Genomic DNA, 24,409 nt, shown 5'->3' on the forward strand with positions numbered 1-24,409 from the left:
CATGATGCACACCCTCTCGCGCTGGTGGGACAGCGACGTTTTTCACAGCTTCCGCAGCTCCCCCGTGGCCATGCTGGCGGCGCTGATCGCGCTCATCTGCGCGGTCTGCGCGCTGTTCGCCGGCTGGGTGGCGCCGCACAACCCTTTCGACCTGGCGACGCTGGAGCTGGGCGACGCGCGCCTGCCGCCCGCCTGGCTGGAGGGCGGCACGACGAAATACCCGCTGGGCACCGACGACCAGGGCCGCGACATCCTCTCCGCGCTGATCTACGGCGCGCGCATCTCGCTGGTCGTCGGCCTGGCGTCGGTGGCGATCTCGGTAGTGCTGGGCGTGGGGCTGGGCCTGTGGGCGGGTTTCGCCGGCGGCTGGGTGGACGCGGTGCTGATGCGCCTGTGCGACGTGATGCTGTCCTTCCCCGCCATCCTGATCGCGCTGCTGATCGCCGGCGTGGGCCGGGCGGTGTTCCCGAACGCGCCGGACTCGCTGGCCTTCGGCGTGCTGATCGTGTCGATCTCGCTCACCGGCTGGGTGCAGTACGCGCGCACCGTGCGCGGCAGCACTTTGGTCGAGCGCAGCAAGGAATACGTGCAGGCTGCGCGCGTGACCGGCGTGCCGCCCCTGCGCATCATGCGCCGGCACGTGCTGCCCAACGTGCTCGGCCCGGTCATGGTGCTGGCCACCATCCAGGTGGCCACGGCCATCATCACCGAGGCCACACTGTCATTCCTGGGCGTGGGCGCGCCACCGACCTCGCCGTCGCTGGGCACGCTGATCCGCGTGGGCAACGATTATTTGTTCTCGGGCGAGTGGTGGATCACCGTCTTCCCCGGCGCCATGCTGGTGCTGATCGCGCTGTCGGTGAACCTGCTGGGCGACTGGCTGCGCGATGCGCTCAACCCCAGATTGAGGTGAACAACCCCCTGAGCCGCTGCGCGGCTTCCCCCTTCTCTCGAACGGCTGCGCCCTTCGGGAAGGGGGACGACGCCAGTGGCCTGGCACAGCCAGATCCACGGCGTCCGCTGGCCTGGAACGCGCCTGTTTTCACCGTTTTGGCCCGTATTGACGGGCCGGAATTCCGCCATGTCCTTGCTTGAAGTCCAGAACCTGATCGTCGAATTCCCGAACCGGCGCGGCACGTTGCGCGCGCTGGACGACGTGAGCTTTTCCATCGCGCCGGGCGAGATCCTGGGCGTGGTGGGCGAATCCGGCGCCGGCAAGTCGCTCACCGGCGCGTCCATCATCGGCTTGCTCGAGCCACCCGGGCGCGTGGCCGGCGGGCGTATCGTGCTGGAGGGCCAGCGCATCGACGACCTGCCGCACGCGCAGATGCGCCACATCCGCGGGCGGCGCATCGGCGCCATCTTCCAGGACCCGCTGACCTCGCTTAATCCGCTCTACACGGTGGGCCAGCAGCTCGTCGAGACCATCCACACGCACCTGCCGCTGGACGCGGCGCAGGCACGCGCTCGCGCCATCGAACTGCTGCAGGACACCGGCATCCCGGCCGCCGAGCAGCGCATTGACCACTACCCGCATCAGTTCTCCGGCGGCATGCGCCAGCGCGTGGTCATCGCCCTGGCGCTGGCGGCCGAGCCGCAGCTGATCGTCGCCGACGAGCCGACCACGGCGCTGGACGTGTCGATCCAGGCACAGATCATCCAGCTGCTGAAATCCATCTGCAAAAGCCGCGGCGCCGCGGTCATGCTCATCACCCACGACATGGGCGTGATCGCCGAGACCTGCGACCGCGTGGCCGTGATGTACGCCGGGCGCATCGCCGAGATCGGCCCGGTGCACGAGGTCATCAACCACCCGGCGCACCCCTACACCGCCGGCCTGATGGCCTCCATCCCCGACATGGACAGCGAGCGCGAGCGCCTGGCCCAGATCGACGGCGCCATGCCGCGGCTGAACGCCATTCCGCCGGGCTGCGCCTTCAACCCGCGCTGCCCGCACGCCTTCGAGCGTTGCCGCGTCGAGCGCCCGGACCTGATGCCGGCAGGCGCCACGCGCGCCGCATGCTGGCTGCACGCTGCCGATGCCCAGGAGGCCGCATGAACGATCACGCACCCCACTCTCCCGGCCTTCCCTCCCTCTCCCTCTGGGAGACGGCCGGGGTGAGGGCAGGCCTCGTCGCGGGCGGCAATGGCGGATCGGGTGGCGCAGGCCCTCACCCCGACCCTCTCCCGCCAGCGGGAGAGGGCGCAAAACCGCTGGTGCAGGCGCACGACCTGGCGATGGCCTTCGACGTGTCGGCGCCCTGGCTGAACCGGGTGCTCGAGCGCAAGCCGCGCACCCTGCTGCATGCGGTGGACGGCGTGAGCTTCGACATCGAGCGCGGCACCACGCTGGCGCTGGTGGGCGAATCGGGCTGCGGCAAGAGCACCGTGGCGCGGCTGCTGGTCGGGCTGTACGCGCCCACGCGCGGCAGCTTCGCCTTCGACGGCCAAGACGCGCACGCGGCCTTCAAGGGGCGCGACGCCAAGGCCATGCGCCGGCGCATCCAGATGATCTTCCAGGACCCCTACGCCAGCCTGAACCCGCGCTGGAAGGTCGAGGACATCATCGCCGAGCCGCTGCGCGAGCACGGCATCCTGAGCGACAAGGCACAGCTCAGCGCCCGCGTGGGCGAGCTGCTCACGCGCGTCGGCCTGTCGCCGCAGGACATGGCCAAGTTCCCGCACCAGTTCTCCGGCGGGCAGCGCCAGCGCATCTCGATTGCCCGGGCGCTGGCCACCGAGCCGGAGTTCCTGGTCTGCGACGAGCCGACCAGCGCGCTGGACGTGTCGGTGCAGGCGCAGGTGCTGAACATCATGAAGGACCTGCAGCGCCAGCAGGGCCTGACCTATCTGTTCATCAGCCACAACCTGGCGGTGGTGCGCCACGTCAGCGACCGGGTCGGCGTGATGTACCTGGGCCGGCTGGTCGAACTGGCCGACAAGGTGCAGCTGTTCGCCGCGCCGCGCCACCCCTACACGCGCATGCTGCTGGACGCCATCCCGAAGATGCACGACACCGGTCGGGCGCGCACGCCGGTGCAGGGCGAGGTGCCCAACCCGCTCAACCCGCCCAGCGGCTGCGCCTTCAACCCGCGCTGCCCCTGGGCCAACGAGCGCTGCCGCGCCGAGCGCCCGCAACTGCTGGACGACGGCCACGGCACGCGCGTGGCCTGCCATGCAGTGCAGGAAGGGCGGATCGACATCCCGGCCGTGCCGGTTTGAGCAAAAAATGGCCTCGGCCCTGGTCAGGCAAAGAGAGTTTGCTATGCAATCAGGAGCTCTGACGGGACTGGCGCACCGGCCGCGCGGGCTTTTCTGCCTCTCCCGCTGGCGCGAGAGGGCCAGGGCGAGGGTGCAGGCCCTGGCGCTGGCCCTGCTGCTGTCCGGCTGTGGCGGCTCGCACCCCGTGCAGACGCCGGCCGCCGGCCCAAGCGCCTACCAGCTCACCATCCTGCACTTGAACGACCACCACTCGCACCTGCAGCCGCGCAGCGCCACGCTGCAGCTGGACGACAGCAGCGGACGGCGCGTGCCGGTGGCGGTGCAGGTCGGCGGCTTCGCGCGCGTGGTCGGCGCGCTCGACGCACTGGCCGCCGGCAAGCCCAACGTGCTCAGGCTGCACGCCGGCGACGCGCTCACCGGCACGCTGTACTTCGACCGTGCCGGCGCGCCCGGAGCGGCCGACGCAGCGCTGATGGACGTGGCCTGCTTCGACGCTTTCGCCGTGGGCAACCACGAGTTCGACAAGGGCGACACCGTGCTCAGGGGCTTCCTGGACCAGTTGGCCACGGGACGCTGCCCGACTCCGATCCTGAGCGCCAACGTGCGCTTCGGCGCTTCCTCGGCACTGCACCCCAGCCGTGCGCCGGGCCTGGTGCAGCCCTCGGTGGTGCTGCGCCGCGGCGGGCAGGACATCGGCATTGTCGGCCTGACCGTGGCCTACAAGACCCGGGTGTCGTCCTCGCCCGACCCGGACACGCAGTTTGAGGACGAGGCCGAGGCCGCGCAGCGCGAGATCGACCGGCTCACCGCGCGCGGCATCGACAAGATCGTCGTGCTCAGCCACATCGGCCACGCGGCCGAGCGGCGCTTGGCCGAGCGCCTGCGCGGCGTGGACGTGATCGTCGGCGGCGACTCGCACACCCTGCTGGGTCCGCCGGGGCTGGCGCGGGCCGGCATCGGCACGCCGGTGGCCGACTATCCAGTGCGCACGCGCAACGCCGATGGTCAGCCGGTGTGTCTGGTGCAGGCCGGCGAATACGCCCAGGTGCTGGGCGAACTGCGCGTGGACTTCGACGCGCGCGGCCAGGTGCTGGAGTGCAGCGGCACGCCGCATGTGCTGGTCGGCGACGACATGCAGGTGGACGGCCAGCCGCCCGCGCCGGCGCTGCGGCAGTCGCTGGAGGCCAGCCGCACGGCGCTGGGCTTCCTGCGCGTCACCGAACCGTCCGCCGCCGCCCTGGCGGCGCTGGCGCCGTTCGAGGCGCGCGTGGCCGCGTTCGCCCGCACCCCGGTGGCGCACGCGCCCGAGGAGCTGTGTGCGCGCCGCGTGCCTGGCGGGCCGGGCAGCCGCGACCACGGCCGCTCCAGCGCCGCGTGCAACGCCGAGGGCCGGGTGGACCGGCACGGCGGCGACATCCAGCAACTGGTGGCCCAGGCTTACCTGGACATGGCGCGCCTGCGCTACGGCGGCGCCGACTTGGCCATGCAGCACGGCGGCGGCGTGCGCACCCCGCTGCTGGGCACGGTGACGGGCGAGCAGCTCATCGGCGTGCTGCCGTTCGGCAACACGCTGTGGCGCCTGCAGGTCAGCGGCGCCGAGCTGCGCGGCATGCTGGAGGACGGCATCGAGGCCGTGTGGGGCCCGCGCGGCTCCACCGGGCCGTACCCCTACGTCGCCGGACTGCGTTTCACCGTGGACGTGACGCGCCCGCGCGGCGAGCGCATTGCGCAGCTGCAGTTCCATGACGTGGCCAGGGACGTCTGGGTTCCGCTGGAGCCGCCGCGCACATACCGCCTGTTCGTGCCTGAGTACACCGCGCGCGGCGGCGACCGGCACCTGACCCTGGCCGGCGTGCCGCCCGAGCGCCGGCTGGACATCGGCGTGCTGGACGCCGATCTGCTGCTGGACTGGATCGAGCGCCAGCCGCGCGATACTGCCACCGGCCTGCCGCTGCTGCGCCGCCTGGACGAGGGGCGCTACAGCACCTGGCATTTCACCGATGAAAGGACTTCCCGATGAGCCAACACGGTTTCACCCTGACCAGCCCCGACATCGTCGCGGGCGCCAGCATCGACGCGCGCTTCGAGTTCGACGACTTCGGCTGCGGTGGCGAGAACCGCTCTCCCGTCCTGCGCTGGAGCGGCGCGCCCGAGGGCACGAAGAGCTTCGCCGTCACCTGCTACGACCCGGACGCGCCCACCGGCTCGGGCTTCTGGCACTGGTACGTGATCGACCTGCCGCCCGGCACCGCCGAACTGGCCGCCGACGCCGGCGCCCGCGGCGGCGCCAACCTGCCCCAGGGCGCGCGCCACATCCGCAACGACTACGGCCAGTACGCCTGGGGCGGCATGTGCCCGCCGCCGGGTGACAAGCCGCACCGCTACGTCTTCACCGTGCATGCGCTATCCGTACCGCGCATCGACGTGCCCGACGATGCGCCAGCGGCGCTGGCCGGCTTCAACGTCAACGCGCACACGCTGACCAAGGCCAGCTTCACTGCGACCTACGGCCGTTGATATGAAAAAGTGAGCTGTCCGCGCAGGCTGTGTCTGAGTTTTCGCATGAAAATGCGCTGAAAACCAGTGCTGACAAGCGTAAGCAGATCTCTATTTGATAGCGCCGTCCCCACGGCGCTTCGGCCGCGGCGCCGTGAGGTGCGCGCGTACCGTCGCCAATATCTCGTCCGACAGCGCAGCGTCCGCCGGTGCGGTTGCACGCGCCAGCACCAGCGCGCCCACCAGCGTGGCCAGCGTGACCACCGCATCGGTTCGCTGCGCCGCGCTCGGCTCTTGGCCCGGCGCCAGGCCGTGCGCCAGGGTGGCAAAACGGCTGATGTTGCCCTTCACGCCCTGTGTGAAGGCCTCTGCCACGGCGCCGCCTGCGCGCCCCACATCCACCGCCAGCGCAGCCACCGGGCAGCCTTCCCCCGGCTGGTCGCGGTGTGCGGCAGACAGATAGGCCTGCACGAACGCCGGCCGCGCGTGGTCTGGCGAGGCATGCTGCAGCGCGTCCTGCAGCACGGCCTTGGGCAGCTCGAACGCGCGTGCGCAGGCCTCACGCACCAGCGCATCCTTGGACTCGAAATGCCGATACAGCCCGCCGTGCGTCAACCCCGCGCCGCGCGTCACCTCGGCCACGCCCACGCCAGCCAGCCCGTGCTCACGGTACAGCCGGGCGGCGGCCTCCAGGATGTCCTGCCGGTTCTGCGCGGTCTGCGCCTTGGACACTTTCATGCAGCGACTCCATTGATTGCTTCCATCATCAAAACCTATTTATGATGATGTGCGTCATCATAAACGCCGGAAGCGGCAGGGATTCGCCATGGACAACAGCACGAGCGCAGGCGCCAGCCGCCGCGTGGTCATCACCGGCATGGGACTGGTTTCGCCGCTGGGGCGCGGCGTGGAGCGCTGCTGGCAGCGGCTGCGCGCCGGCGCCTCGGGCCTGGTGCGGCTGCCGCCGGAGCTGGCGCCCGACGTGCCGGGCCAGGTCGCCGGCCTGGTCCCCAGCCTGGCGCAGGACGCCGAGGGCGGCTGGGACGAGGGCGCCGTGGCGCCGCCCAAGGAGCTGCGCAAGATGGACCGCTTCATCCCTCTGGCGCTGGACGCGGCCGCGCAGGCACTGGCCCAGGCCGGCTGGCCGCCCGCGGACGAGCGCGCAAGAGAGCGCACGGCCTGCGTCATCGGCTCAGGCATCGGCGGCTTCGGCGCCATCGTCCAGGCCGTGCGCACCACCGACAGCCGGGGCGCAGGGCGCCTGTCGCCCTTCACCGTGCCGTCGTTCCTGGCCAACCTGGCGGCCGGGCACGTGTCGATCCGCCATGGCCTGAAAGGGCCGCTGGGCGCGCCCGTCACGGCCTGCGCGGCCAGCGTGCAGGCGCTGGGCGATGGGCTGCGGCTGATCCGCTCGGGCGAGGCCGACGTGGCCCTGTGCGGCGGCACCGAGGCGGCCATCGACCGCGTGAGCCTGGGCGCCTTCGCCGCGGCCAAGGCGCTGTCCACCGGCTACAACGACCGCCCGCGCGAGGCCTCGCGCCCGTTCGACGCCGGCCGCGACGGTTTCGTGATGGGCGAGGGCGCGGGCGCGCTGGTGCTCGAATCGCTGCAGCACGCCCTGGCGCGCGGCGCCGTGCCGCTGGCCGAGGTGGCGGGCTACGGCACCTCGGCCGATGCCTTTCACATCACCGCCGGCCCCGAGGACGGCGACGGCGCGCGCCGCAGCATGGCACAGGCGCTGGCCATGGCGGGCGTGCAGCCGCACGAGGTGCAGTACCTGAACGCGCACGCCACCTCCACACCCGTGGGCGACCGGGGCGAGTTGGCCGCCATCCGCCGCCTGTTCGGCACGGGCGGCGCCCTGGCCGTCAGCTCCACCAAGTCCGCCACCGGCCACCTGCTGGGCGCGGCCGGCGCCGTGGCCGCCATCTTCACGGTGTTGGCGCTGCGCGACCAAATAGCGCCGGCCACGCTCAATCTGCTCGACCCCGACCCGCTGGCGGACGGCCTGGACTTGGTGGCCGGCAGCGCGCGGCCCATGGCCATCGAACACGCACTGGTCAACGGCTTTGGCTTTGGCGGCGTGAACGCGTCGCTGCTGCTGCGGCGCTGGCAGGGGTAGGCGCGGGCTGTGCCGCTCAGGTATAGCGCTTGGCGCGCAGGTTGTTCTTCATCTGCTGCAGCACCGGCTGCAAGGGCTCGCCGATGGACAGCGCCACGCGCGTGGCCAGCACGTCGATGATGAGCAGGTGCAGCAGGCGCGAGACCATCGGGCTGTAGCGGTCGTAGCCCTCGGGGTGGTCGGCGGCCAGGTGGATCTGGCAGCTGTGCGCCAGGGGCGAGCCGCTGGCGGTGATGGCGATGGTGGTGGCGCCGCGCTTGCGCGCGATGTCGGCCGCGTCCATCAGGTCGCGCGTGCGGCCCGAATTGCTGATGATCACCGCGCAGTCGCCGGCCGCCAGCAGCGTCGCGCTCATCACCTGCATGTGCCCGTCGCTGGTGGACAGGCTGGTGATGCCCAAGCGAAAGAACTTGTGCTGCGCGTCCTGCGCCACGATGCCGGAGTTGCCCGCGCCGTAGAACTCGATGCGCCGGCCGGTCTGCCAGGTCGCGGCGATGGCCTCGGCGGCGCGGTCCAGCGCCTGCACGCTGGCGGCGTTGCGGTACTGCAAAAAGGCCGCCACGGCGTTGTCCACCACCTTGACCAGCACCTCGGGCGTGCCGTCGTCGGCATCCACGCTGCGGTGGATGAAAGGCACGCCCTCGCTGACGCTGCCGGCCAGCTTGAGCTTGAAGTCGGCCAACCCGTCGTAGCCCATGCTGCGGCAAAAGCGCACCACCGTGGGCTTGCTGACCTGGGCGCGCGCCGCCAGTTCGCGCACCGGCAGGCGGGCAAAGGCGCGCGGGTCCTCCAGCACCAGCCGCGCCACGCGCTGCTCGGCCGGGGCCAGGGAGGGGAGGGAGGCGGTGATGCGTTCCAGCACGTTATGCCTCCATCGCCAGCCACCTGTGACACTGGCGCTCACCAGGCCAGGGCCACCGCGCAAGGGCTGCCCCGCCGCGCTGCGCCTCAGAGGGGTGTTTCAACATTCCTCTACCCAGGTATTGCCGTCGCGCGCCACCAGCGCGCTGGCCGCGCCCGGGCCCCAGGTGCCGGCGGCATACGGGCGCGGGCCCTCGCCGCGCGCGTTCTGCTCGTCCCAGGCCTGCATGATGGGCTCGACCCATTGCCAGGCGGCCTCCTGCTCGTCGGCGCGCACGAACAGGTTCAGCCGCCCGGCGATCACGTCCAGCAACAGTCGCTCGTAGGCGCCCACGCGCTCGGCGCCGAAGCGCTGCTCGAAGTCCAGGTCCAGCTGCACCGGCGTCAGCGCCGGGGCGGCACCGGCGGCGGCGTGCGCCGCCTGGGCGCTGCTGCTGCGCGTTTCGCTGGCCGAGGCGAACAGGTGCAGCGTCAGGCCGTCGCGCGGCTGCAGGTGGATGTCCAGGCGGTTGGTGCCGCACAGCGGCGTGCGGTAGATGGCATGCGGCGCCGCGCGCAGGTGGATGGCGATGTGCGCCTCGTGCGCCGCCAGCCGCTTGCCGGTGCGGATGTAGAACGGCACGCCGGCCCAGCGCCAGTTGGCGATGCTGGCGCGCAGCGCGACAAAGGTCTCGGTGCGGCTGTCCGGTGCCACGCCGTCCTCGTCGCGGTAGCCGCGCACGCGCTGGCCGGCCAGCATGCCGGCGGCGTACTGGCCGCGCACCACGTCCTGCGCCAGCGTGGCCTGGGTCCAGGGCACGAGCGAGCGCAGCACCTTCAGCTTCTCGTCGCGGATGGCGTCGGCATGCGCGTTGATCGGCGGCTCCATGGCGATGGCGCACAGCAGCTGCAGCGCGTGGTTCTGCACCATGTCGCGCAGCGCGCCGGTCTGGTCGTAGAAGGCGCCGCGGCCCTCCACGCCCAGCTGCTCGGCGATGGTGATCTCGATGCTGGCGATGGTCTCGCGCCGCCACAGCGGCTCGAACAGCGCGTTGCCGAAGCGCAGCGCCAGCAGGTTCTGCACCGACGGCTTGCCCAGGTAGTGGTCGATGCGGAACACCTGGCGCTCGCTGAACACGCCGCGCACGGCGGCGTTGATGGCGCGGTTCGACTCCAGGTCGTGGCCCAGGGGCTTTTCCAGCACCACGCGGGTGTTGGGCGTCGCCAGGCCGGCGGCGCCCAGCTGCTCGCAGGCCACGGTGAACAGCTGGGGCGCGGTGGCCAGGTACATCACCACCACGTCGGCGTTGCGCTCGGCCAGGCGGCCCTTCAGCTGCGCGTAGTCCTCGGGGCGGGTCAGGTCCATGCGCTGGTAGTGCAGCAGCTGCGCGAAGCGCTCGAACTCCTCGGCGCTGGGGCGCTTGTCGCTGTCCACGGCGGCCAGGCGCTCGCCGATCAGCGCGCGCCAGGCCGCGTCGGACAGCTCGTCGCGCGCCACGCCGATGATGCGGCCCTGCGGCGGCAGCGTGCCGTGGCGGTGCGCCTGCAGCAGCGCGGGCAGCAGCTTGCGCCAGGCCAGGTCGCCGGTGCCGCCGAAAATCACGAGGTCGAAACTCATGCCAGCCATGTTATCGAGTTTCATACGCGCTACCGGCCGACATCGGCGTGTCCGGCGGGCGCATACACTGCTGGCGCCGTTTCGAACGGGCCGCTTCTACGGCCCAGGCCCCTTTTGTCGAACGAGGTATCGCCTTGAACCAGCTTGAAGCCCTCCGCCAGTACACCACCGTGGTCGCCGATACCGGCGACTTCCGCCAGTTGGCCCAGTTCCAGCCGCAGGACGCGACCACCAACCCCTCGCTGATCCTGAAGGCCGTGCAGAAGGCCGAGTACGCGCCGCTGCTGCAGCAGTGCGTGGCCCAGGGCAGCGGCCAGCACATCGACGCGCTGATGGACCGGCTGATCGTGCGTTTCGGCTGCGAGATCCTGCAACTGATCCCGGGGCGTGTATCCACCGAGGTAGACGCCCGCCTGTCGTTCGACACCGCCGCCAGCGTGGCGCGCGCCGAGCGCCTGGTGGCGCTGTACCGCGCCGAAGGCGTCGATCCGGCGCGGGTGCTGATCAAGGTGGCCGCCACCTGGGAGGGCATCCAGGCGGCACGCCAGCTGGAGGAGAAGGGCATCCGCACCAACCTGACGCTGCTGTTCTCCTTCGCCCAGGCGGTGGCCTGCGGGCAGGCCCGGGTGCAGCTGATCTCGCCCTTCGTCGGGCGCATCTACGACTGGTACAAGAAGCAGGGCGGCAGCAGCTGGGACGAGGCCGCCATGGCCGGCGCCCACGACCCCGGCGTGCAGAGCGTGCGCGCCATTTACCAGTACTACAAGCACTTCGGCATCGCCACCGAAGTCATGGGGGCGAGTTTTCGCAACGTCGGCCAGATCCTGGCGCTGGCCGGCTGCGACCTGCTGACCATCTCGCCCGAGTTGATGGCGCAGCTGCAGGCCAGCGAGGGGGCCGTGGAGCGCGCGCTCGACCCGGCAGCCGCACGCGGCCTGCCAATCGAGCGCGTCGAGTACGACGAGCCGGCGTTCCGCTATGCGCTGAACCAGGACGCCATGGCCACCGACAAGCTGGCCGAGGGCATCCGCGCCTTCGCCGCCGACGCGGCCAAGCTGGAACAGCTGCTGCAGGCAGCCGCGGCAGCATGAGCGCAGCGCCCCCTGCGTACCACGACCCGCGCACGCGCTGCGACCGCACGCCGGCCTGGGGCGCGCTGCAGCAGCACTTCCAGCAGTCCGGGCGGCACTTCGACCTGCGCGCGGCGCTGGAGGGCGGCGGCGGCGCGGCGCGCGTGGCGCATTTCAGCCAGCAGGCGCCGCACGTGTATGCCGACCTGTCGAAGAACCTGATCGACGCGCGCACCGAGGCATTGCTGCTGCAGCTGGCGCGCGAGTGCGGCGTCGAGGCCTACCGCGACGCCATGTTCGCCGGCTGCCCGATCAACCACACCGAGGGGCGGGCGGTGATGCACTGGTTGTTGCGAAATCCGCCGCCAGACCATATGAATCAAGGGGCTGCAGCTATCGAAAACGCAGCAAGCGGATTCGTCGCCGAGGCCGCGCGCGAGGTGCAAGCCACGCTGGAGCAGATGCTGGCGCTGGCCGAGCAGGTGCGCGCCGACGACGCCATCACCGACATCGTGAACATTGGCATCGGCGGCTCCGATCTGGGGCCGTCGATGGCGGTCAAGGCGCTGGACGACCTGCGCCCTGCGCCCAAGCGCCTGCACTTCATCAGCAACGTCGATGGCATGGAGCTGGGCAGCCTGCTGCGCACCCTGCAGCCCGAGCGCACGCTGTTCCTGATCGCCTCCAAGACCTTCACCACCGCTGAAACCATGACCAACGCGCGCGCGGCGCGCGCCTGGTTCCTGGCGCAGGGCGGCAGCGAGCAGCAACTGGCGCGGCACTTCTGGGCGCTGACGACCAACCTGGAGGCGGCGGCGCAGTTCGGCATCCACACCACGCTGGGCTTCTGGGACTGGGTCGGCGGGCGCTACTCGCTGTGGTCGGCCATCGGGCTGCCGATCGCCATCGCCGTCGGCGCCGACGCCTTCCGCCGCCTGCTGGCCGGCGCGCACGCCATGGACCAGCACTTCCGCCGCGCGCCGCTGGAGCAGAACCTGCCGGTGCGCCTGGCGCTGCTGGACGTGTGGTACCGCAACTTCCACGGCTTCGGCAGCCGCTGCGTCGCGCCCTACAGCCACGGCCTGCGCCGGCTGCCGGCGTACCTGCAGCAGCTGGAGATGGAGAGCAACGGCAAGGGCGTGGACGCCGCCGGCGACCCGCTGCCCTACGCCACCTCGCCGGTGGTCTGGGGCGAGCCCGGCACCAACGGCCAGCATGCTTTCTTCCAGATGCTGCACCAGGGCCCGAACGTGATCCCGGTCGAGTTCATCGCCCTGGCGCGCCCAGGGCGCGATCTGCCGGGGCAACATGCACGGCTGGTGGCCAACGCGCTGGCGCAGGCCAAGGCGCTGATGCGCGGCCGCCCGTCGCCGGACAACCCGCACCGGCATTTCGGCGGCAACCGGCCCAGCACCTTTTTCGTGCTGGAGCAGCTGACGCCCGAGGCGCTGGGCGCGCTGATCGCGCTGTACGAGCACCGGGTGTTCGTCGCCGGCGCCGTCTGGGGCATCAACAGCTTCGACCAGTGGGGCGTGGAGCTGGGCAAAGTGCTGGCCCAGGGCCTGGAGCCGCGCCTGGCCAGCGGCGACACCGAGGGGCTGGACGCCTCGACCGCCGCGCTGCTCGGCAGGTTTCAGGTCGAATAGGCCTCCAGCCCTTGTTCTGTATGGGCTTATAGCTATTTTTTCGGAAGCAAAAAGGCCGGTCGCAGGACCGGCCTTTTTTCCATGATGGGCGCGCGGCCCGCGGGGTCAGAACGACACGGTGGCCGAGACCTTGAAGGTGCGCGGCGCGCCGGCCATCGCGAAGCCGTCGCCGAAGGTGCCGATCCAGTACTTCTTGTCGGTCACGTTCTCCACGCTAGCGTTGAAGCGCACCGGCGTGGCGGCGAACTGGGTGCTGTAGCCGGCGTTCAGGTCCAGGCGGTTCCACGACGGCATGCGGATGCGGTTGCCCGAGTCCAGCCACTGCGAGCCGGTATAGATGAAGCGCCCGCCCACCTTCAGGCCCCGCACCGGCGTCTGCCAGTCGGCGCCGATGCGCACGCGCCACTTGGGCGTGCCGTAGGTGTCGCGGCCGGTGTTGCGCTGCTCGGACTTCAGGTAGGTCACGCCGCCCAGCACCGACAGCGTCTGCAGGGCCTGGCCGTACAGGCTCCACTCCAACCCGCGCAGGCGCTGCTCGCCGTCCTCGACCAGCGCGGCCGGGGCGGTGCCGAGGAAGGACGGCCGGCGGATCTGGTAAGTGCTGAAGGTGTGCGTCAGCGCGCCGGTCTGCACCTTGGCGCCCAGTTCGAACTGCTGGGTCACCTTGGGCGCCAGCGCCTCGCCCTCGTTGGCGAAGCCGACGCCGACGATCTGCCCCGGCTCCAGGCCTTCGGTGTAGTTGCCGAACAGCGAGACGTTGTCGCCCCAGGGCCGTACCACGGCGGCGACCATGGGCGAGAAGCGGCTTTCTTCGTAGCCCTGCAGCGGCATCTTCACCGTCTGGTGGCGCCCGCCCAGCGTCAGCAGCACCGCGTCGCCTGCGAACGCCAGGGTGTCGGCCACGGCCAGCGAGCGGTAGTGGTTCTCGGTGTTGTAGCCCTTCCACACAGGCGCCGCCGGGAAGTTGGGCACCACCGGGTCGTACAGGTGGGTGGTGTAGCAGTAGTTGCACGCCGTGTTGGCCGTGCCTTCTTGGTGCTTGAGGATGTTGGCCGACAGCTGCAGGCGGTGGCGCAGCGCTCCGGTGTCGAACTTGCCGATCACACCCGCCTCGGCGGTGCGGCGCTCGGACTCGGTGTGCACGTGGTAGATGGCGCCGCGCGTGGTGCCGTCGGCGCCGGTGACGAAGGCGCGCGTGCCGAACAGCAGGCCCTGGCCCTTGGCCTCGGAGCCGCCCAGCGCCAGGTAACCCTGCCAGTCCTGCGAGAAGTCGAACTCGGCGCGCGCCAGGGCGCCGCTGTTGTCGTACTCGCCATGCGTGCCGCGGAACATGTTGGTGTCGCCCCTGGGCGGCGCCAGCAGGCGGCCCACGCCGGGGATGGCGGCATTGCCCAGGAAGTTGAACATGCCCGGGCTGCCGTTGTCGATCTGGTTGACGCTGCTGTAGAGGTCGAAGGAAACGCGCGCGCGGTCGCCCACGTAGTCCAGTGCCAGCGCGCCGACGCGGCGCTTTTGCTCCTCGTCCCTGGCGCCCATGTCGCCGGCACCGTACACGCCGTTGAAGCGGATGCCCAGGCGCTTTTCCTCGCCAAAGCGCCGGCCCACGTCGGCATGCGCCTGGAAGTAGGACTTGGACGCGTAGGTCAGCGTCAGGTCGGCGATCGGCTGGGGCAGCGCGCGCTTGGTCACCATGTTCACCGTGCCGGCAACGCTGTTGTTCGGCGGCATGCCCGACAGCAGCACATTGGGGCCGCGCAGCACCTCAATGCGCTCGAACATCTCCACCGGCACCGAGTTGGCCGGCGCGATGCCGTACAGGCCGTTGGTGGCGATGTCCATGGCGCCCATGTCCAGGCCGCGCAGGTTGAAGTTCTGCAGCAGGTGGTTCTTGTTGGTCGTGAAGACCACCGCCGAGTCGTTCTCCAGCACGTCCTGCAGCGTCAGCGCCGACCAGTCCTCGGCCAGCTCGCGGGTGTAGGCGTTGACGTGTACAGGCGCTTCCATGATCGAGGTCGCGCCCAGGATACCCAGGCGCGCGCCCGAGGCGGCCTTGTGGCCCGGCGCGCGCACCGGCAGGTCCTCGCGTTCGTACTTGCTGCGCACGGTCACGGTGGGCAGCGCGGCGGTGCCTGCGTCCGGGCCCGGGACAGGCTGCTGCTGGGCGGCGGCGCCCAGGCCGAGCAGCGCCAGGGCGATGGGGGACAGCCGCAGCGCGCGGCGGGTGGTAGTGGACATGGAGTCAGGTTTCGGGGGCAAGGGGTGGAAGGGAAGGGTGAACTTGGCGCTGGCGCCAGCCCAGCCAGGCGAAGAACAGCGCCAGCAGTGCGCAGGTAGCGCCCAGCAGCACGCCGTCGGCGCCGGGCCGCAGCAGGGCGGCCAGCGGCACCAGCGCATTGCCGGCGGCGGCCAGCCACAAGAGCGGCCGCGCCGCGCGCTCGGTGCCGCGCCACAGCGCCCAGGCGACGCAGGCGCCGAACAGGCCGAAGTACGCGCCCTGGTGCAGCGCGTCCAGGTCGGGCAGCCACGGCGCCAGCCAGCGCGCCAGCGCCAGCGTGGCCGGCAGCGCGGCGGCGCAGCCCAGGCACACGCCCAGGGTCAGCGCCGAGACCACGCGCACATGGCGGGGGCGCTGCGCCGGTGCCGTCTCCTGGCCGCGGCGCGCGTGCCGGGTGCGCGATTCGATCCACAGCAGGTTGCCGGTGTAGAACAGCAGCGCGCCCGACAGGCCCAGCAGCACATACACCACGCGCACCGTGTCGCCGCCGAAGCTGCCGAAGTGCAGCGCGAACAGGCTGCTGATCAGGGCCGTGGAGGCGTGGCTGCTGGCGCCGGGCAGGTAGCTGCGGTCGTAGATCTCGCCGCTGCCTGGGTTGACGAAGGCCAAGCCGTAGCGCGAGGCGCGCTGGAAGTGCCGCTCGTCGCTGCCGGTGACCACGGCGATGGCGCCGCCGGGCTGCAGCCGCAGGTCCAGCGCCAGCGGCACGAACTGCGGCGCCTGCTCCTGCACGCGCGCGCGCAGCGCGCTCGGCGTCAGCCAGTCGGCGCGCGCCACCTGGGGGCGCGGGGCGCTGTCGCGCGCCACGGTGGCCCGCAGGCCGTCCTGGTAGATGAAGAGGTCCTGCGCGTCATAGACGAAGTCGTGCAGGCCGAAGACCGCGGCGGTGAAGGCGATGACCAGGTGGAACGGTAGGCTGGCCACGCCCAGCAGGTTGTGCACGTCCAGCCACATGCGCTTGAGGTTGGCGCCCAGGCGCAGGTGGAACAGGTCCTTGACCAGCGACGGCAGCAGCACCACGATGCCCGAGACCAGCGCCAGCCCATAGGCCAGCGACACCATGCCGATCAGCGGTTCGGCCACCTCCAGCGGGATCGGCAGGCCGCCCTTGCGGTGCAGGTGGTCGACGAAGTTGCCGCTTGTGTGCGCCTCGTCGGCGCGGCTGGCGCGGCGCAGCTGGCCGTCGCGGGCGAGCTGCCACCAGGTGGCCGCGGCGCCGCCGGGCGGCTGGTGCAGCAGCGCCGGCTGGGCGTGGTCCGGGCCGGGCCAGAACAGGCGCACGCGCCCCCGGGCCTCCGGATGGGTGGCGAAGAAGGCGGCGGCCAGCGCATCGCCATCGTCGCTGATAGCGCTAGATGCGGGCGCCGGCGGCTGCGTCCAGCGGGTGATGTCGGACTCCAGCATGGAGAACGCGCCGGCGTAGAAGGCCACGAACAGCACCAGCCCGCACAGGATGCCGACCCAGGTATGCACCGCCAGATAGTCCTTGACGGTCTGCGCCTTGAGGCTCATTGCAGCACCTTCCAGGCGGCGCAGGCCGCCGCGTTGGCCAGCAGAAAGACGCCGGCGCACTGCGCACGACTGCGCGCCAGGAAGGCCGCGCACGGCGCCGCCGCCCACAGCAGCGTCGCCAGCCACATGGCGACCTGGTCGCGTACCGGCACGAAGTCCGGCAGCAGCCCGCCGTAGGTCAGCAGCCAGCTGAGCCACAAGGCCAGCGGAAACCCAAGCACGAGGCCGGCGCAGCCCTTGAACAGCAGGTGGCGCGGTGCGGCCGAAGCAGCGTCGCTCACCGCGCTGCCTTCCGGGGCAGGCGATGGACATCAGCCGCCGCGCTGGCGTGGCGTTGGCGCGCGGCATGCGCCCAGCTCAGGCCCGGCACGGCCAGCATGGCCACGCCCAGCGCCAGGGCGACGGACGCGGCCAAGCCCAGGCCGGTGCCGGCCTGCAGGCGGTGCACCGCCAGCGCCGCCGCCAGCAGCCCCAGCGCCGTGCCGCGCCAGCCGCGCAGCGGCCCGTCCACGCGCGGCGTGGCGCACAAAAAAAGCCAGCCGCACAGGGCGGCCAGCAGGATGCCGATCCACATTGAGTGTCCCAGTTGAAAATGAGAATGAATCTCAATTTTACAACCAGACGCGGGCGCATCCGATAAAGGCAGGCCAGAAAAACCGCGTGCCGTCCCGGTGCGAGGGCTTCTGGCTCGCCAAAAGGAAAAAGCCCCGCAGGCGCGATGCCTGCGGGGCTTTCATTTCCGGAGGGCCGGAAGGCTTACATGCCCATGCCGCCCATGCCACCCATGCCGCCCATGTCGGGCATGCCGCCGCCAGCGGCTTCTTCCTTCGGCGCCTCGGCGACCATGGCCTCGGTCGTCAGCAGCAGCGACGCGACGGACGCGGCGTTCTGCAGCGCGGTGCGGGTCACCTTGGTCGGGTCCAGAATGCCCATCTCCAGCATGTCGCCGTAGGTGTCGTTGGAGGCGTTGTAGCCGTAGTTGCCCGTGCCTTCCAGCACCTTGTTCACGACCACCGAAGGCTCGCCGCCGCCGTTGGCAACGATCTCGCGCAGAGGCGACTCGATGGCCTTGAGCACCAGCTTGATGCCGGCTTCCTGTTCGGCGTTGTCGCCCTTCAGGTGGCCGATGGCCTGGCGTGCGCGCAGCAGGGCCACGCCGCCGCCAGCGACGATGCCTTCTTCCACGGCAGCGCGGGTGGCGTGCAGGGCGTCTTCCACGCGCGCCTTCTTTTCCTTCATCTCGACCTCGGTGGCAGCGCCGACCTTGATCACGGCCACGCCGCCGGCCAGCTTGGCCACGCGCTCTTGCAGCTTCTCGCGGTCGTAGTCGCTGGTGGCTTCCTCGATCTGCACGCGGATCTGCTTGACGCGCGCCTGGATGTCATCGGCGTTGCCGGCACCGTCGATGATGATGGTGTTTTCCTTGCCCACCTCGATGGTCTTGGCCTGGCCCAGGTCGGCCAGCGTCACCTTCTCCAGCGACAGGCCCACTTCCTCGGCGATCACCTTGCCGCCCGTCAGGATGGCGATGTCTTCCAGCATGGCCTTGCGGCGGTCACCGAAGCCAGGAGCCTTGACAGCCACCACCTTCAGGATGCCGCGGATGGTGTTCACCACCAGCGTCGCCAGGGCTTCGCCCTCGACTTCCTCGGCGATGATCAAGAGCGGACGGCCGGCCTTGGCGACCTGCTCCAGCGTGGGCAGCAGGTCACGGATGTTGCTGATCTTCTTGTCGAACAGCAGCACGAAGGGGTTGTCCAGCAGCGCAGCCTGCTTCTCGGGGTTGTTGATGAAGTAGGGCGACAGGTAGCCGCGGTCGAACTGCATGCCTTCCACGACGTCCAGCTCGTTGTCCAGGCTCTTGCCGTCCTCGACGGTGATCACGCCTTCCTTGCCGACCTTGTCCATCGCGTCGGCAATGATCTTGCCCACCGACTCGTCGGCGTTGGCGGAGATCGAGCCCACCTGGGCGATTTCCTTAGAGGTCGTGGTGGCCTTGGACTGGGCCTTGAGCTGCTCGACCAGGGCGACGACCGCCTTGTCGATGCCGCGCTTGAGGTCCATCGGGTTCAGGCCGGCGGCCACGTACTTGGTGCCTTCGCGCACGATGGCCTGGGCCAGCACGGTGGCGGTGGTGGTGCCGTCACCGGCGATGTCGTTGGTCTTGGAGGCCACTTCCTTCACGAGCTGGGCGCCCATGTTCTGCAGCTTGTCCTTGAGCTCGATTTCCTTGGCCACGGACACGCCGTCCTTGGTCACGGTGGGGGCGCCGAACGAGCGCTCGAGCACCACGTTGCGGCCCTTGGGGCCCAGGGTGACCTTCACAGCATTGGCCAGGATGTTCACACCCTCGACCATGCGGGCGCGGGCTTCGCCGCCGAAAACTACGTCTTTTGCTGCCATTGCTGACTCCGTATATGTGGTTCAAATATGCCGCAAGCCCATATGGATGAAGGGCTTGCAGCTATGAAAAAGTGAGTATCGGGAAGGGCCGGGTTACTTCTCGACGACCGCGAACAGGTCGTCTTCCTTCATCACCAGTAGCTCCTCGCCGTGGAGCTTGACGGTCTGGCCGCTGTACTTGCCGAACAGCACGCGGTCGCCGACCTTCACGTTCAGGGCGGAGACTTCGCCCTTGTCGTTCTTCTTGCCGGGGCCCACGGCCAGCACTTCACCCTGATCGGGCTTCTCGGCAGCGTTGTCGGGGATCACGATGCCCGAAGCGGTGGTGGTCTCGCTCTCGATACGCTTGACGATCACGCGATCGTGCAGGGGGCGAAGGTTCATGGCTCTCTCTCCTGTGAACTAGGGGTAGTGACGTTCAAACAGCGCGCCCGCTGGTTCAGGGCGGGCGCTCGGGATGTCAGCCGACAGTGTTGTTAGCACTCGTCTGCTTCGAGTGCTAATGATAGGGCCATTTCGCTGCATTTCAAGAGGCAGATGCGGCGCCGTGCGACATGGCGCGCAGCACCGCACCTGTCAGCGCACCAGCCTTCCGGTGCTGCCGATCACGGTGACCTCGACTGCGCGCGAGCCGATGCGGTTGCGTGGCCCGTAGTCCACGCGCAGGCCACCCAGGTCGAAATCCTGCAGCGACTCCAGGGCTTGCAGGACCTTGGCGCGCGTGGGCTGCGGGCCGGCGCGGCGCAGGCCCTCGACCAGCACCTTGGCGCCGAGGAATTCCTCGAAGCTGGTGTAGCTGACCTCCGTATCCGGCGCCTGCGTTTTCAGCAGCCGTTGGTACTCACGCACCACTGGTAGCGCAGAACGAAACGGGTAGGGCACGACCTGGCTGATGCGCACGCCATGGGCGTTCTTGAGCCCGGCCAGCTGCACGATCTCGTTCGGGTCGACCACCGAGATGCTGTACAGCTGTGCACCCCCGCCGAGCTCGCGGTAGCGCCGGATGAAGGCGGATGCCGGTCGGTTGATGGCCACCATGATGACGGCCTGCGCATCCGACTGCCGGATGGCCTGCACTGCGGCCTCGACCTGGTCGGTGTTGCGTTCGTAGCCGGCCTCGGCCACGGGCTGTAGCTTGCGCCGGGCCAATGCCGCGCGCACGCCCGCCAGGCCAGCCTGGCCGAAGCCGTCGTCCTGGTAGAGCACCGCCACGCGCTCCACGCCGATGGTGGTCAGGTGCTGCACCATGTGTTCGGCCTCGTCGGCGTAGCCGGCGCGCACGTGGAAGATCCACGGGTTGAAGGGTGTGCGCAGCGCCTCGCCCCCGGTGTAGGGCGCGACCAGGGCCGCGCCGCCCTCGGCCAGCACGCCGTCCTGCAGCAGCTGCGTGATGTTGGCCGTGCCGGCAAAGCCGAACAACGCCACCACTTCCGGCCGCGCCAGCAGCGCGCGGGTGGCGCGCACCGTGTCTTCCACGCGGTAGCCGTCGTCCACCACCTCGTGGCGGATGGCGGCGCCGTGCACGCCGCCGTTGGCATTGACCCAGTCGAAGTACAGGCGGCCGCCCAGCACCATTTGCCGCCCGGTCGAGGCCAGCACCCCCGACAGCGGCGCGACCTGGCCGATGACGATCTCGCCGGCGCGCGGGGCCGCATGCGCCGCCCATGGCACTAGCGCCGAGGCGAGCGCGCCCTGCAGCCAGCGGCGCCGGCTGGCGCCTGCGGCCCCGTCAGACGGGCCGCAGGCGCCCCGGTGCGCCGGGGGCTTGGCAGGTTGTGTTGCGCCTGCCATCTCAGCGCGGCACGGCGATGGCGTTGCCGGCGAAGCCGATCTGGTCGCCCGCCGCCGGCGCGGCGACGAAGGGCGGCAGCTGCGCGGCGGTGATCGCCGGCGCCGCGCCCGGCATGCCGCCGCGCGGCGTGGTGCGCACGACCTGGCTGGGCGGCAGCGCCGCGCCGGAGGTGAGCGTGGCCCACATCGCGTCCAGCGCCTGGTTGAAGTACGGGTGCAGCGGCACGAAGCGCGTGTCGAAGCCCGCCAGTGGCAGGAAGGCGTCGAAGTGCTGGCCGTTGGTCACCTCGATGTAGCGCAGCCGGCTGCTGCCGCCTTCCACAGCGTGGTTCAGCGCGGTGTAGGCGCGTGCGTTGTCGTTCACCGGGATCAGCGCGTCGCTGCGGCCGGCGACGATGATGGTCGGCTTGCTGCGCAGGTTGCCGTTCAGCAGCACTTCCTGGATGCCGGCGCGCACGGCGTCGCTCTGGGCCTTGGTGGGCGTGCTGGCGGCCGTCAGCGGCGCGCCCGTGACCGGGTCCTGGCCGGTGACCAGCGCGTGCTGGCACAGCGCCTGGTCCAGGCCCAGGTCGGCCTTGCCCGTCGAGGGCGACACCGCGAACTGCCAGGCGCGGGCGCCGCCGACCGAGTCGTTGTAGATGACCGTGGCCGGCACGCCGTTGGAGGTGCCGTTGGCCAGCGCCGCGCTTTGCGCCAGCACCGCGGGCGCGGCGGGGACCACCTCGCCAGTGGCGCTGGCAGCGGCGAAGCTGGTGCCGCAGACATTGGCGTCGGCGGCGAAGCGGCCGTACGACCAAGGGTACATGGCCGACAGAATGGGGCCGTTGCCCAGCGCGTAGTGCGCGTTGTGCATGGTGTCGTTGTCCGCCGTCCAACCCCAGGCGCGCAGGCGTGCCAGCGCATCCGAAGCGCGTTCGGCGGTGGTGGCGCCGCGCACCAGCCCCTTGGCGGCCAGGCCGTCGCAGCGCGCGGTGGCGCGCTCGGTCATGTTGGTCAGGGCGATGTAGTTGTAGGCCGAGGTCTCGGTCAGCTGCGCCTCGGGCGCCAGCGCCGCGCAGGGCTGGTAGAGGTTGCCGAAGGTGGTGTATTCGGCCAGCGTCTTGCCGTAGCCGGCCACCGGGCGGCCGTCGAACTGCACGCCGTAGTTGCCGGCTGTGCCCACATCGGTCTTGGGCTCGGAGGCGACCACGCCGTCGATCAGCCCGCCACTGTCCTGCTCAGCCGCGCGCAGCACCGCCGCGCCGCCGTTGGAGACCGAGGCGGCGATCACCGTGGTGTTGTCGCTGGTGAACGGCACGCGGTTGTCCGGCGAGCCGAACTGCTGGTTCAGCACATACAGTGCATAGCGTGCGGACACCAGGGTGTCACGGCCCCACTCCTTCTCGGGGTTTTGCTGCGACTGCGCCTGCTTGATGGCGATGCGGTTCGGAAACGCCGCGTTGTAGGCGGCGCGCGCCGCGTCGCTCAGGGCGGCGGCGAAGTACGCCATGGAGCCGGCGGCGCTGCGCGTGGCGCGCGTACCGTCGAGCTGGTTCACGGTGTCATCCATCAGGTTGTGCAGGCCCACGCCCTTGCCGGCATCGGTCAGCGCCACGGCGCAGCCCTTTTTCAGGCCCCACTCGCTGGCAGTGCCGATGGCGCCATACACGCCGCGCGAACCCGACGACGGGCCCAGGATGACGCAGGGCCGCGCCGAGTTGAAGCTGTCCGGCACCTGTACGGCCATCACCACCTGCTGGCGGCCGCTGCCTTCGTCGTACACCGCCAGGTATTCCCGCCCGGGGATCAGGCCTTCACCGGTTGTCACCTGGCCGGCGGCAGTCACGTTGGGGCCGTACAGCCGGCCATAGCCGCCATTGGCGCTGGGGTCGAGGATGCCGCGGTAGTTGGAGTACAGAGCGTTGCGCCGCAGCTCGGCCGCCGTGGGTTTGGCCGGGTCGGCGTAGGCCGGCGCGGCGGCGGCGCCCAGGCCAGTCTTGCCGATGCCGCCGGTGAGCAAGTCCTGGCTGGCGGCGGTGCTGCCGCTGCCCACGCTGGTGGCGGAGTACGTGGTGGCGCTGATCTCGCGCACCCCGGCGGGCAGGCTGTTGTCGGGGCCGGACGAGCTGCCGCCACAGGCGGCGAGCACGGCGCTGGCCAGGGCGGTGAAGGTCCACCGCAGCGCGGTGTGGGACTTTGCGGGCATGTTGTCTCCTGGAACGGTGTTGTCGAATGCATGCACACGCCAGCAGCCGCGGGCTGGGGGTGTGCGCTGCTTCGCATCGACCCACCGTCCGACCCGCTGCACTGGCGCGGGCAGTATTGCATCGAAGGCGCGCAAAAGCGCACCGTCAGTGGAACTGCGTAAGCCCGAGGAAATGGTCCAGGATGTGGAAGTGGTCGTCGTGGAAGCGCGCCTCCAGCGCTGGCAGCTGCGCGATGGGCGTCCACTGGGCCTCGCTGGCATCGTCGCCGCCGCGCACCTCGGGCAGGGGCGCATCGCCCAGGTCGAAATGGTGCACGTGGCCGATGATGCGCCCGCGCTGGCTGCGGTCCGGGTGGTCGAACACCGCCACGCCGCGCAGCGCGGCACGCAGCCGGGCCTGGGGCAGGGCGCAGTGAGTTTCCTCGGCCAGCTCGCGCAGGCAGGACTGCCACAGCGTCTCGCGCTGCTCGATGAAGCCGCCGGGCAGCGCCAGCAGGCCCTGTCCCGGCGCGTGCGCGCGGCGGATCAGCAGCACCTGGCCGCGGCACTGCAGCAGCGCATCGACGGTGACGAAAACCGGCGGGTAAGGCGCGCCTGCCCAGGCGGCGCGGTACTCGCGCAGCGCGCGCCACTCGTGCTGCAGCGCCGGGAAGGCGGGCGTGGCGGCCAGCGCCCGCAGCTGTGCCAGCGTGGCCGGCGGGATCTCGTCCGCCAGCGGCGCCAGCGCCGCGTCCAGCGCGCCGGGCGCCGCGCCTAGCCAGGCATCGCGGATGCGCGTGGCGTCCATGCCGCCTTGGCGCGGCAGCTCCAGCAGTTGCCAGCCGGGGAACCAGGTCAGGTACTGGCTGGTGGCGTCCTTGAAGTGGCCGACCAGCGCCACGCGCGCGCCGTCCTGGACATGGGGGGCGACCGCGTACTGCACCGCCGCGACCCAGCGCGCCTCGTCGTAATAGTCGCGCACCGGCAGCACCTGCAGGCGCGCGGCGTCGGCCGGGGGCACGGCGCCCTGCAGCATGGCCGCGCGCTCTTCCCAGGTGAAGGGATTCTTGGGCGTGCGCGCCTGGTAGGCCGAGCCGGCTACCACCAGCACCCGCCGCGCCTGCGCCAGCGCATGCCGCAGCAGCGCCACGTGGCCGGCATGCACGGGCTGGAAGCGACCGATCAGAAGGGCAACGTCATACATGCAAAAATGCTATTGATATGAGAGCTGGAGGCCCATGTATTCATTG

The 24,409-nt window shown here is 70.7% G+C and carries 20 protein-coding genes; 8 read left to right on the forward strand and 12 right to left on the reverse strand.

Translation table 11 applies throughout. The features are described 5' to 3' along the window. Nucleotide 1 precedes the first annotated feature (1 nt). The 5 genes from BLQ61_RS15710 (at nt 2) to BLQ61_RS15730 (ending at nt 5,739) form a co-directional block, all read left to right on the forward strand. Complete coding sequence (locus tag BLQ61_RS15710; protein WP_091572464.1) at nt 2-913, forward strand: ABC transporter permease; 912 nt, start codon at nt 2-4, stop codon at nt 911-913. A gap of 168 nt (nt 914-1,081) precedes the next feature. Beyond that, entirely contained in the window at nt 1,082-2,059 is a 978-nt protein-coding gene (locus tag BLQ61_RS15715; RefSeq protein ID WP_091572468.1) for an ABC transporter ATP-binding protein, read from the forward strand. 179 nt (nt 2,060-2,238) lie between these two features. Next, on the forward strand, nt 2,239-3,222 hold the full coding sequence (locus tag BLQ61_RS15720) for an ABC transporter ATP-binding protein (protein ID WP_091572608.1): 984 nt from the start codon (nt 2,239-2,241) through the stop codon (nt 3,220-3,222). Between the two features lie 43 nt (nt 3,223-3,265). Beyond that, nucleotides 3,266-5,242, forward strand: coding sequence for a bifunctional metallophosphatase/5'-nucleotidase (locus BLQ61_RS15725; RefSeq protein ID WP_091572471.1), 1,977 nt, complete (start codon nt 3,266-3,268; stop codon nt 5,240-5,242). Next, nucleotides 5,239-5,739, forward strand: coding sequence for a YbhB/YbcL family Raf kinase inhibitor-like protein (locus tag BLQ61_RS15730; protein WP_091572473.1), 501 nt, complete (start codon nt 5,239-5,241; stop codon nt 5,737-5,739). Before BLQ61_RS15725 ends, BLQ61_RS15730 begins: the two co-directional genes overlap by 4 nt. Before the next feature lie 90 nt (nt 5,740-5,829). On the opposite strand, the gene BLQ61_RS15735 is transcribed toward BLQ61_RS15730, so the two are convergent. Further along, nucleotides 5,830-6,456 carry a TetR/AcrR family transcriptional regulator gene (locus tag BLQ61_RS15735; protein WP_091572476.1) on the reverse strand — a complete coding sequence of 209 codons (627 nt, stop codon included), beginning with the start codon at nt 6,454-6,456 and terminating at the stop codon, nt 5,830-5,832. Nucleotides 6,457-6,544: 88 nt separating this feature from the next. Here BLQ61_RS15735 and fabF point away from each other — a divergent pair, with 88 nt between their 5' ends. After that, nucleotides 6,545-7,840: a beta-ketoacyl-ACP synthase II gene (gene fabF / locus BLQ61_RS15740; RefSeq protein WP_091572479.1), complete on the forward strand. Its 1,296-nt coding sequence runs from the start codon at nt 6,545-6,547 to the stop codon at nt 7,838-7,840. Between the two features lie 16 nt (nt 7,841-7,856). Here the strand turns inward: fabF and BLQ61_RS15745 are convergent, their stop codons facing one another. Beyond that, entirely contained in the window at nt 7,857-8,702 is an 846-nt protein-coding gene (locus BLQ61_RS15745) for a MurR/RpiR family transcriptional regulator (protein ID WP_091572481.1), read from the reverse strand. 99 nt (nt 8,703-8,801) lie between these two features. Then, a complete protein-coding gene (gene zwf / locus BLQ61_RS15750; RefSeq protein WP_091572611.1) occupies nt 8,802-10,298 on the reverse strand; it encodes a glucose-6-phosphate dehydrogenase in 1,497 nt (498 codons plus the stop codon). 134 nt (nt 10,299-10,432) lie between these two features. On the opposite strand from zwf, the gene tal reads away from it, so the two are divergent. After that, nucleotides 10,433-11,389 (forward strand): transaldolase, encoded by a 957-nt coding sequence (gene tal, locus BLQ61_RS15755; RefSeq protein WP_091572484.1) that lies wholly within the window; start codon nt 10,433-10,435, stop codon nt 11,387-11,389. Then, a complete protein-coding gene (gene pgi / locus BLQ61_RS15760; protein ID WP_091572487.1) occupies nt 11,386-13,014 on the forward strand; it encodes a glucose-6-phosphate isomerase in 1,629 nt (542 codons plus the stop codon). Before tal ends, pgi begins: the two co-directional genes overlap by 4 nt. A gap of 105 nt (nt 13,015-13,119) precedes the next feature. On the opposite strand, the gene BLQ61_RS15765 is transcribed toward pgi, so the two are convergent. From BLQ61_RS15765 to BLQ61_RS15800, 9 genes are all read right to left on the reverse strand, one after another. After that, entirely contained in the window at nt 13,120-15,249 is a 2,130-nt protein-coding gene (locus BLQ61_RS15765) for a TonB-dependent receptor (protein ID WP_091572490.1), read from the reverse strand. A gap of 4 nt (nt 15,250-15,253) precedes the next feature. Then, complete coding sequence (locus BLQ61_RS15770) at nt 15,254-16,801, reverse strand: PepSY-associated TM helix domain-containing protein (protein ID WP_175488320.1); 1,548 nt, start codon at nt 16,799-16,801, stop codon at nt 15,254-15,256. Further along, nucleotides 16,798-17,082, reverse strand: coding sequence for a hypothetical protein (locus tag BLQ61_RS17425; protein ID WP_175488321.1), 285 nt, complete (start codon nt 17,080-17,082; stop codon nt 16,798-16,800). Before BLQ61_RS17425 ends, BLQ61_RS15770 begins: the two co-directional genes overlap by 4 nt. Continuing rightward, nucleotides 17,079-17,375, reverse strand: coding sequence for a hypothetical protein (locus tag BLQ61_RS15775; protein WP_091572496.1), 297 nt, complete (start codon nt 17,373-17,375; stop codon nt 17,079-17,081). The genes BLQ61_RS17425 and BLQ61_RS15775 overlap by 4 nt, the downstream gene beginning before the upstream one ends. Nucleotides 17,376-17,557: 182 nt before the next feature. Then, the gene (groL, locus tag BLQ61_RS15780; RefSeq protein WP_091572499.1) at nt 17,558-19,204 is read right to left on the reverse strand and encodes a chaperonin GroEL; all 1,647 of its coding nucleotides are present in this window, start codon (nt 19,202-19,204) and stop codon (nt 17,558-17,560) included. Nucleotides 19,205-19,297: 93 nt separating this feature from the next. Then, nucleotides 19,298-19,588 (reverse strand): co-chaperone GroES, encoded by a 291-nt coding sequence (locus tag BLQ61_RS15785; RefSeq protein WP_091572501.1) that lies wholly within the window; start codon nt 19,586-19,588, stop codon nt 19,298-19,300. Nucleotides 19,589-19,780: 192 nt separating this feature from the next. After that, complete coding sequence (locus tag BLQ61_RS15790) at nt 19,781-20,995, reverse strand: ABC transporter substrate-binding protein (protein ID WP_091572504.1); 1,215 nt, start codon at nt 20,993-20,995, stop codon at nt 19,781-19,783. A 1-nt stretch (nt 20,996) separates the two neighbouring features. After that, entirely contained in the window at nt 20,997-23,180 is a 2,184-nt protein-coding gene (locus BLQ61_RS15795) for a 3-hydroxybutyrate oligomer hydrolase family protein (protein ID WP_091572507.1), read from the reverse strand. Nucleotides 23,181-23,325: 145 nt separating this feature from the next. Further along, complete coding sequence (locus BLQ61_RS15800) at nt 23,326-24,363, reverse strand: bifunctional nicotinamide-nucleotide adenylyltransferase/Nudix hydroxylase (protein WP_091572510.1); 1,038 nt, start codon at nt 24,361-24,363, stop codon at nt 23,326-23,328. Between the last annotated feature and the right edge of the window lie 46 nt (nt 24,364-24,409).

Source organism: Oryzisolibacter propanilivorax (assembly GCF_900103645.1).
In the GTDB taxonomy this organism is placed as follows: domain Bacteria; phylum Pseudomonadota; class Gammaproteobacteria; order Burkholderiales; family Burkholderiaceae_C; genus Melaminivora; species Melaminivora propanilivorax.